The sequence below is a fragment of the Paracoccus fontiphilus genome, assembly GCF_017356265.1.
GTDB lineage: Bacteria > Pseudomonadota > Alphaproteobacteria > Rhodobacterales > Rhodobacteraceae > Paracoccus > Paracoccus fontiphilus.
The window spans coordinates 1-9,039 of the sequence record NZ_JAFNAW010000138.1 but is presented as its reverse complement, the minus strand read 5'-3'; the positions used below and the strand labels follow the sequence as shown (position 1 = coordinate 9,039).

Here is a 9,039-nt window from a genome sequence, read left to right as displayed (position 1 = left end):
GGTGGTTTTGTCGCGTGGCGAGAGGCGGGTCTGCCGCTGATCCAGACAGACCACCTCCCCCCACGCGACGGGCAGGGCCGCACAGTCTGGGTCACCCGCGCACGACCCAAGATCGACCGCATTGCCTGCCCCTGGCTGATCCGCCGCTTTGTCGATCCCCGCGCAGTGATCCTGTTCGTGGCCCCGGCCGAAGTCTCAGGTGTCGCCGAGCGCCATGAGGCCGCGCCCTTCGACATCGAGGACGTCTTCTTCAGCCACAGGGGCGATCTGTGCAGTTTCGACGTGATGCTGGCTGAGCTGGGCCTGTCCGTTCCGGCGCTGGACCGATTGGCCGTGATCGTTCGGGCTGCCGATACGGCACGGCTGGACCTGGCGCCCGAAGCAGCGGGGCTGCTTGCCGTCTCCCTTGGCCTGTCACGCATGTATGCCGACGATCTGGAACAGTTGGAGGCGGGGATGCTGGTCTATGACGCGCTCTATCGGTGGGTGCGTGACGCGACCGGCGAGACCCACAACTGGCCCACCAACAAGCCGAGGGCAGAATGATGCAGACCCGCCCCTATCCGACCTTGGCCGAGGCCACCCGTGTCTGGGCGCGGATCGGCCTGCTGAGTTTCGGCGGCCCCGCGGGCCAGATCGCCCTGATGCACCGCATTCTGGTCGAGGAACAGAAATGGCTGGGCGAGCGGCGGTTCCTGCACGCTCTGAATTACTGCATGCTGCTACCTGGCCCCGAGGCCATGCAGCTGGCCGTCTATATCGGCTGGCTGATGCACCGGACGCTTGGCGGCATCATCGCCGGGTTGCTGTTCGTGCTGCCCGGCGTCGTGGCGATCATGAGCCTGTCGTGGGTCTATGCGATCTGGGGCAATACCGGCGTGCTGGAGGGGCTGTTCTTCGGCCTCAAGGCTGCGGTGCTGGCAATCGTCGTGCAGGCGGTGATCCGCATCGGGTCGCGGGCGCTGAAGAACCGCACGATGATCGGCATCGCAGCGGCCTCGTTCCTAGCGATCTTCGCCTTCGGCGTGCCGTTTCCAATCATCATCCTCACGGCAGCGTTGGTGGGCTTCGTCGGCGCCCGTGCGGGTCTGGCTGCGTTCCAAGGCGGCGGCGGGCATGGCAAGATGGGCGGCACCCAAGTGGCCGATGCAGACACCCTGCTAGGTGAGGGCACGCCCGACCATACCCGTGTCAGCGCCGGGTGGGCGGCGCGCATATCGGCGGTGTTTCTGGGGCTGTGGCTGCTGCCCGTGGCAGCGCTGTTCCTGATCCTCGGCCCGGAAAACGTGTTCTCGCAGATCGCCGGGTTCTTCAGCGTGATGGCGGTGGTGACATTCGGGGGCGCCTATGCCGTGCTGGCCTATGTCGCCCAGCAGGCGGTCGAGACCTATGGCTGGCTGGTCCCCGGAGAGATGCTGGACGGGCTGGGCATGGCCGAGACCACGCCGGGGCCGCTGATCATGGTGACCCAGTTCGTGGGCTTCATGGGGGCGCTGCGCGAAGCGGGCGGTATGCCGCCGCTGCTGGCCGCGACACTGGGCGGGCTGCTGACCACGTGGGTCACGTTCCTGCCCTGCTTTCTGTGGATCTTCCTGGGCGCGCCCTTCATCGAACGCCTGCGCGACAACCACGCCCTGACGGCGGCGCTGACGGCGGTGACGGCGGCGGTGGTGGGGGTAATCCTGAACCTGGCGCTGTGGTTCGGGCTACACGTGCTGTTCGGCCAGCTGCGTCCTGTCACCAGCCTTGGGCTGGATATGGACCTGCCGGTCTGGGGAACCTTGGACGTCGCCGCGCTGGCGCTGGTCATCGTCGCCATTCTGGCCGTGTTCCGCTTGAAGCTGGGCGCCGTCACTGTGCTGGCGATCTGTGCCTTTGGCGGGCTGGCCCTACGATTGGCAGGGATCGTTTGAAAAGGCTCTCCTCGGTGGTGAGTGTTCTATGGCAGGAAATGGAAGCGTAATTTTTTACAAGCCGCAGCACCGCGTCCCTCCGGCCCAGGGCAATCAGCGGAGCGGCACGAAGTGGATTGCCTAGTGGGTTGTCATTTCAAATGACAATTCGGACTGCTGACAGCCCGCAGGACTTCCGCCATCATGGCTCCCGTGCTGGTTCAGGAAGCGGCGTCCGATTCCAAGCTGATCGCCCTGTTCCCGCCCGCCTGCCCCGGTCCTACAGCCCTGTTTGGGAGAGCGGTCCGGGGCAGGCTTTCGCCCCGCAAACCTCCGACGACATCGCCCGTCCCGAAGCAGGGGAGGAGGGGGTTTGCCTGCCCGTCAGGGCAGACCCCGGTTCTTCACCCAAAACCCGTCCCTGAGCCGTGAAAACATGGGGTGAGAGGCGGCGTGAGGGGGACTGAACAATCAGCCCCTATTTCCTGCCATCATCACAGCCCCCTAGAACTCTCCGGCAGCAGGCAGGCGTCCGAGATTGGTGAGAGGCTTTGAGAGGGGTGTTGCAGTTGCAGGATATGGCCGATGTCTACCAAAATTGCATTTTGGCCTTCGCGCTGTGTTTTGAACCGCCTCCAACCAGCGCCGGATGAGGTCGCCGCAGCGCGCCCCCGACGCCGCGAACGGATTGCGGGCGACCTCGCAGATCATGCTGGACAAGCCCATGACCGTGAAGGTCGACAAAATCGGTCCTGCCTTTGGGTCGCTCGATGACGTGGTCATGATCAGCGTCAGCCGTTTTCTGGCACTGTTTCTCGGACTGGCAGGCTGAGACGCCCTCAGAGCGCCGCAGGGGCCTCTTACAGCCTTTTGTCGCCCCTCCGTCGCCTCAGAGCTCATCTTGGCCCTGTACGAGCCTCTGTGGCGCTCTGAGGGCGTCTTGCAGGGCGCGCCTTCGTCTATCTTGCCATTTCTCAGCAAATTTATGGCCTGCCACAGGCGCTTTCGGGGGCCGATTTTGACCCCTCATCCAGCACCGTTTTCCTTTTTTCTTGTTTTTTCTTGTTTTTTTTTGGTGTTGGCAAGTTACTGATTTCGTTTGTGAAAACAGCCTGAATTGTGAGGAATATGCCGTGAACTGTGAGGAATATCGAGTCAACTGTGAGGAATATCGACCGTTTTCCACAGGCAGATCGGCTATTGTGAGAACCCCCGACCAATCATAAGGTTTATTCACAGCCTCATAGTTGATCGGAGGTTCTCACAGTATGGCGCGACCACGAAAAAACGACCTGATGAACCTGCCGACAGGCGGCAACGTTACGATGCACAACACGCTGGTAAGCGCCTCCCATGGCTTGAACCTCAGCGAAAAGCGGCTGGTCTCAATGGCGGTCGCAAAGCTGTCCCCGAAGGCGGCGGCGCTACCCGGAAAACCCATCAAGATTTTAGCGGTAGATTTCGCAAAGCAGTTCGGCCTCGAACCGCACACTGCCTACGTCCAGCTTCGTGAAGCTCAGGAAAATCTATTCAACCGCTACATCCGGCACATTGAGCACTACGGTCCCAACGCCCAGAAAATCGAAGTAGTCAAAATGCGATGGATATCCTCAATCCGCTACAAGGAGGGTGAGGGAGAAATTTCGATCGCTTTTGCGCCCGAGATTGCGCAGTTCCTTGTGCAGCTCAAAAGGCACTTCACAAGTTACCAGCTCTCGAAAGCTGCAGCACTCCGTTCGACCTATTCCTGGCGGCTGTTCGAGAACCTCGAGCGCTTCCGGGAAACCGGGGTCTGGGAAGTGGACATGGACCGCTTCCACATCATCATGGAAACCCCAAAGAGCTACCGAGCCAATTTTGCGCAGACTCGTCGTTGGGTACTAGACCCCGCGCTGTCAGAACTGGCCGCGCGAACTAATATTACGGCAGAAGTTGAACCAATCCGTCGAGGCCGTAAGATTGCTCGACTGAGATTCACTTTCGAGAACGCCAGCCAGATGAACCTGCCACTATGAGTGAAGCTCTGCACACCTCTTTGCACACCCCGCCGCCCATGTCTCCTGCACAGGCTGCACAGGTAGCAGACGTTTCACGGTGGACTATCATGAGGGCCATAAAATCCCATGATTTGCAGGCGATAAGAGACAATCGCAATCAATGGCGGATCACGGCAGACGCCCTCGAAGCCTGGAGGGCGCACACTGTGCGCGCACCCCTTGATCTGCACACCCCGCACACCCAAGAAACTGTCACTGAGCTTCGCGAAAAGCTGGCCGCAGAAACCGCCCGTGCAGATGTGGCTGAAGCGCTCCTCGCTCATGAGCGCAATGCTCTGGCCGCGGCCGAAACCGACAGAGACAGTTGGCGAGCAATGGCTGAGAAGCTGGCTGATCGTCCGCGCAGCTGGTGGCCGTGGTCGCGATCATAGCCCCTGCGACCGTCTGCTTGGAGCCCAGAGCGGAAGTTGGAGGCCTTGCAACCTTGGCTGCCATCCTTGAAGTTGTCTCTCGCGAGACAGAGTGAAGCCATGGACAACGTGCGAGTAGTGAAACTGGAAGCTGAAGATCTACAGATCTTTAAAGCGATCCGGTTGGAGTCCCTGAAGATGGCTCCTTCAGCATTTGCCAATACCTTCGCCGACTGGTCGTCCCTGTCGGACGAAGCGTGGCTTGATCGAATGAAAATCCCTGTCTTCGCGATGCTGAAGGGGCACGAACCTGTCGGAATCATGGGCCTGATGCTCCAGCGCGGGGAAAGACGGTCTCACCGCGCAACAATCATCATGGTCTACCTGCGCGAAAGCGAGCGCGGGTCCGGCTTGGCAAATGACCTTCTCCAAGCAGTTATGAGCTTTGCAAAGGAAGTTGGCGTGCGCCAACTCGAACTGAACGTCAACCACACCAACAATAGGGCCATGGGCCATTCGCTTCTACGAGCGGCATGGCTTCGAGATGGTAGGTAAAATTCCTGCGGCACTGATTGACGATGGCCACGAAGTGGACGAGCTGATCATGGTACATCGGTGACATAGCCAAGGTCCGCTCCGTCCCGCTTAGCGGACTGCTGAGGCATGGATCTGAAGCGGAACTCGCCAGACGTTGCCGAGATTGCCTTTACGTCCTTCCCGCAAGGCTGGAACAATGGCCCAACCGGCTGTCATCGAAGGATTTGCAATGTTCACGTATCGCTCCCTTACGGCGGCCGACGCACAGGAATGGAGAGAGATCTTCGTTACTGGCGTGAAGAACTTTCCGACCGGCTTCCTGATGACGCCCGCCGAAGTCGATGATCTGACGATGGAAAGATGCCAGACAATTTTGGACGCAGGCGGGACGAGGGGAATTTTTGAAGGCGAGCTGCTCGCAGGTTTTTGCGGATATCGCCAGTTTCAGCCCATCCGAATTCGTCATCGTGGCGAAATCGGCCCCTTCTTCGTCATGGAAAATTTTCATGGCTCGGGCGCTGCCCAGGCACTCATGGCGGGAGTTGTCGAAGAGGCAAAAGGAGCAGGGGTCGAGCAACTCGAACTTTCTGTAGCCCAGAGAAATCACAGAGCCATCGCGTTTTATGAGCGCCAAGGGTTTGTCCGCTATGGGGCGCACCCGGACGCCGTTCGGGATGAGGAGGCTGACGGAAGCGGATTTCTCTACCGTCGGCTGCTCTGAAGTTAGGCCCGGCTCAACCTCCGGCCTCTGCCCTGCCCGTAATCGGTTTTATGAGCCGGAAAACCCCGGCGCGAGCAATCGCGCCGGGGTTGTGCGTTCAAGGGCTCCGGGGACAGGCATGCTGAGGGGCTGCCTGCTTGACCTTGGCATCCGCCACAATCTATTTCCGACCCATGGGGCCTGCGACCGCCCCACGAGGCGTCAGCCGAAGTTCGCGTTCCACTGAAACCTTCCCGGGAGGAACGCCCATGCCTGCGCCCAACGCTATTTCCGTCGACAAACTTGCCCGCATCATCGGCACGCCCCGCGCCCCGGTCATTCTGGATGTCCGGTCCGAGACCGACTTCGCCGCCGATCCGAGCCTGGTGCCGGGGGCCATCCGCGCCGATGACCGCGCACTCGCTGATCTTCCGGCGTTGCCGCCTGGTCCTGTCCTCGTGCTGTGCCAGGCGGGTCATCGCCGCAGTCAGGGCGCTGCGGCATGGCTGCGCGCCGAAGGCCGCCAGGCCGAATATCTTGATGGTGGTTTTGTCGCGTGGCGAGAGGCGGGTCTGCCGCTGATCCAGACAGACCACCTCCCCCCACGCGACGGGCAGGGCCGCACAGTCTGGGTCACCCGCGCACGACCCAAGATCGACCGCATTGCCTGCCCCTGGCTGATCCGCCGCTTTGTCGATCCCCGCGCAGTGATCCTGTTCGTGGCCCCGGCCGAAGTCTCAGGTGTCGCCGAGCGCCATGAGGCCGCGCCCTTCGACATCGAGGACGTCTTCTTCAGCCACAGGGGCGATCTGTGCAGTTTCGACGTGATGCTGGCTGAGCTGGGCCTGTCCGTTCCGGCGCTGGACCGATTGGCCGTGATCGTTCGGGCTGCCGATACGGCACGGCTGGACCTGGCGCCCGAAGCAGCGGGGCTGCTTGCCGTCTCCCTTGGCCTGTCACGCATGTATGCCGACGATCTGGAACAGTTGGAGGCGGGGATGCTGGTCTATGACGCGCTCTATCGGTGGGTGCGTGACGCGACCGGCGAGACCCACAACTGGCCCACCAACAAGCCGAGGGCAGAATGATGCAGACCCGCCCCTATCCGACCTTGGCCGAGGCCACCCGTGTCTGGGCGCGGATCGGCCTGCTGAGTTTCGGCGGCCCCGCGGGCCAGATCGCCCTGATGCACCGCATTCTGGTCGAGGAACAGAAATGGCTGGGCGAGCGGCGGTTCCTGCACGCTCTGAATTACTGCATGCTGCTACCTGGCCCCGAGGCCATGCAGCTGGCCGTCTATATCGGCTGGCTGATGCACCGGACGCTTGGCGGCATCATCGCCGGGTTGCTGTTCGTGCTGCCCGGCGTCGTGGCGATCATGAGCCTGTCGTGGGTCTATGCGATCTGGGGCAATACCGGCGTGCTGGAGGGGCTGTTCTTCGGCCTCAAGGCTGCGGTGCTGGCAATCGTCGTGCAGGCGGTGATCCGCATCGGGTCGCGGGCGCTGAAGAACCGCACGATGATCGGCATCGCAGCGGCCTCGTTCCTAGCGATCTTCGCCTTCGGCGTGCCGTTTCCAATCATCATCCTCACGGCAGCGTTGGTGGGCTTCGTCGGCGCCCGTGCGGGTCTGGCTGCGTTCCAAGGCGGCGGCGGGCATGGCAAGATGGGCGGCACCCAAGTGGCCGATGCAGACACCCTGCTAGGTGAGGGCACGCCCGACCATACCCGTGTCAGCGCCGGGTGGGCGGCGCGCATATCGGCGGTGTTTCTGGGGCTGTGGCTGCTGCCCGTGGCAGCGCTGTTCCTGATCCTCGGCCCGGAAAACGTGTTCTCGCAGATCGCCGGGTTCTTCAGCGTGATGGCGGTGGTGACATTCGGGGGCGCCTATGCCGTGCTGGCCTATGTCGCCCAGCAGGCGGTCGAGACCTATGGCTGGCTGGTCCCCGGAGAGATGCTGGACGGGCTGGGCATGGCCGAGACCACGCCGGGGCCGCTGATCATGGTGACCCAGTTCGTGGGCTTCATGGGGGCGCTGCGCGAAGCGGGCGGTATGCCGCCGCTGCTGGCCGCGACACTGGGCGGGCTGCTGACCACGTGGGTCACGTTCCTGCCCTGCTTTCTGTGGATCTTCCTGGGCGCGCCCTTCATCGAACGCCTGCGCGACAACCACGCCCTGACGGCGGCGCTGACGGCGGTGACGGCGGCGGTGGTGGGGGTAATCCTGAACCTGGCGCTGTGGTTCGGGCTACACGTGCTGTTCGGCCAGCTGCGTCCTGTCACCAGCCTTGGGCTGGATATGGACCTGCCGGTCTGGGGAACCTTGGACGTCGCCGCGCTGGCGCTGGTCATCGTCGCCATTCTGGCCGTGTTCCGCTTGAAGCTGGGCGCCGTCACTGTGCTGGCGATCTGTGCCTTTGGCGGGCTGGCCCTACGATTGGCAGGGATCGTTTGAAAAGGCTCTCCTCGGTGGTGAGTGTTCTATGGCAGGAAATGGAAGCGTAATTTTTTACAAGCCGCAGCACCGCGTCCCTCCGGCCCAGGGCAATCAGCGGAGCGGCACGAAGTGGATTGCCTAGTGGGTTGTCATTTCAAATGACAATTCGGACTGCTGACAGCCCGCAGGACTTCCGCCATCATGGCTCCCGTGCTGGTTCAGGAAGCGGCGTCCGATTCCAAGCTGATCGCCCTGTTCCCGCCCGCCTGCCCCGGTCCTACAGCCCTGTTTGGGAGAGCGGTCCGGGGCAGGCTTTCGCCCCGCAAACCTCCGACGACATCGCCCGTCCCGAAGCAGGGGAGGAGGGGGTTTGCCTGCCCGTCAGGGCAGACCCCGGTTCTTCACCCAAAACCCGTCCCTGAGCCGTGAAAACATGGGGTGAGAGGCGGCGTGAGGGGGACTGAACAATCAGCCCCTATTTCCTGCCATCATCACAGCCCCCTAGAACTCTCCGGCAGCAGGCAGGCGTCCGAGATTGGTGAGAGGCTTTGAGAGGGGTGTTGCAGTTGCAGGATATGGCCGATGTCTACCAAAATTGCATTTTGGCCTTCGCGCTGTGTTTTGAACCGCCTCCAACCAGCGCCGGATGAGGTCGCCGCAGCGCGCCCCCGACGCCGCGAACGGATTGCGGGCGACCTCGCAGATCATGCTGGACAAGCCCATGACCGTGAAGGTCGACAAAATCGGTCCTGCCTTTGGGTCGCTCGATGACGTGGTCATGATCAGCGTCAGCCGTTTTCTGGCACTGTTTCTCGGACTGGCAGGCTGAGACGCCCTCAGAGCGCCGCAGGGGCCTCTTACAGCCTTTTGTCGCCCCTCCGTCGCCTCAGAGCTCATCTTGGCCCTGTACGAGCCTCTGTGGCGCTCTGAGGGCGTCTTGCAGGGCGCGCCTTCGTCTATCTTGCCATTTCTCAGCAAATTTATGGCCTGCCACAGGCGCTTTCGGGGGCCGATTTTGACCCCTCATCCAGCACCGTTTTCCTTTTTTCTTGTTTTTTCTTGTTTT

Annotated in this window: 10 protein-coding genes; all 10 read left to right on the top strand. The window is 61.9% G+C overall.

Annotated elements, in window-relative coordinates; genetic code table 11:
* Positions 1-546 (top strand): chromate resistance protein ChrB domain-containing protein (locus tag J0F76_RS20335; RefSeq protein WP_207472271.1); only part of this gene is annotated, 546 nt, incomplete at its 5' end.
* The gene (gene chrA, locus J0F76_RS20330; protein ID WP_379107662.1) at positions 543-1,913 is read left to right on the top strand and encodes a chromate efflux transporter; all 1,371 of its coding nucleotides are present in this window, start codon (positions 543-545) and stop codon (positions 1,911-1,913) included. The genes J0F76_RS20335 and chrA (J0F76_RS20330), both read left to right, overlap by 4 nt.
* Positions 1,914-2,601: 688 nt before the next feature.
* Positions 2,602-2,724 carry a hypothetical protein gene (locus J0F76_RS21215; protein WP_278250461.1) on the top strand — a complete coding sequence of 41 codons (123 nt, stop codon included), beginning with the start codon at positions 2,602-2,604 and terminating at the stop codon, positions 2,722-2,724.
* Positions 2,725-3,187: 463 nt separating this feature from the next.
* On the top strand, positions 3,188-3,907 hold the full coding sequence (locus J0F76_RS20325) for a replication initiation protein (RefSeq protein WP_207472270.1): 720 nt from the start codon (positions 3,188-3,190) through the stop codon (positions 3,905-3,907).
* A complete protein-coding gene (locus tag J0F76_RS21425; RefSeq protein ID WP_423227383.1) occupies positions 3,904-4,320 on the top strand; it encodes a helix-turn-helix domain-containing protein in 417 nt (138 codons plus the stop codon). The genes J0F76_RS20325 and J0F76_RS21425 overlap by 4 nt, the downstream gene beginning before the upstream one ends.
* A 99-nt stretch (positions 4,321-4,419) precedes the next feature.
* Complete coding sequence (locus tag J0F76_RS20315) at positions 4,420-4,854, top strand: GNAT family N-acetyltransferase (RefSeq protein WP_207472267.1); 435 nt, start codon at positions 4,420-4,422, stop codon at positions 4,852-4,854.
* Between the two features lie 211 nt (positions 4,855-5,065).
* A complete protein-coding gene (locus tag J0F76_RS20310; protein WP_207472265.1) occupies positions 5,066-5,557 on the top strand; it encodes a GNAT family N-acetyltransferase in 492 nt (163 codons plus the stop codon).
* A gap of 248 nt (positions 5,558-5,805) precedes the next feature.
* Complete coding sequence (locus J0F76_RS20305) at positions 5,806-6,624, top strand: chromate resistance protein ChrB domain-containing protein (RefSeq protein WP_207472263.1); 819 nt, start codon at positions 5,806-5,808, stop codon at positions 6,622-6,624.
* A complete protein-coding gene (gene chrA / locus J0F76_RS20300) occupies positions 6,621-7,991 on the top strand; it encodes a chromate efflux transporter (protein WP_379107662.1) in 1,371 nt (456 codons plus the stop codon). Before J0F76_RS20305 ends, chrA (J0F76_RS20300) begins: the two co-directional genes overlap by 4 nt.
* A gap of 688 nt (positions 7,992-8,679) precedes the next feature.
* On the top strand, positions 8,680-8,802 hold the full coding sequence (locus J0F76_RS21210) for a hypothetical protein (protein WP_278250461.1): 123 nt from the start codon (positions 8,680-8,682) through the stop codon (positions 8,800-8,802).
* Positions 8,803-9,039: the final 237 nt, after the last annotated feature.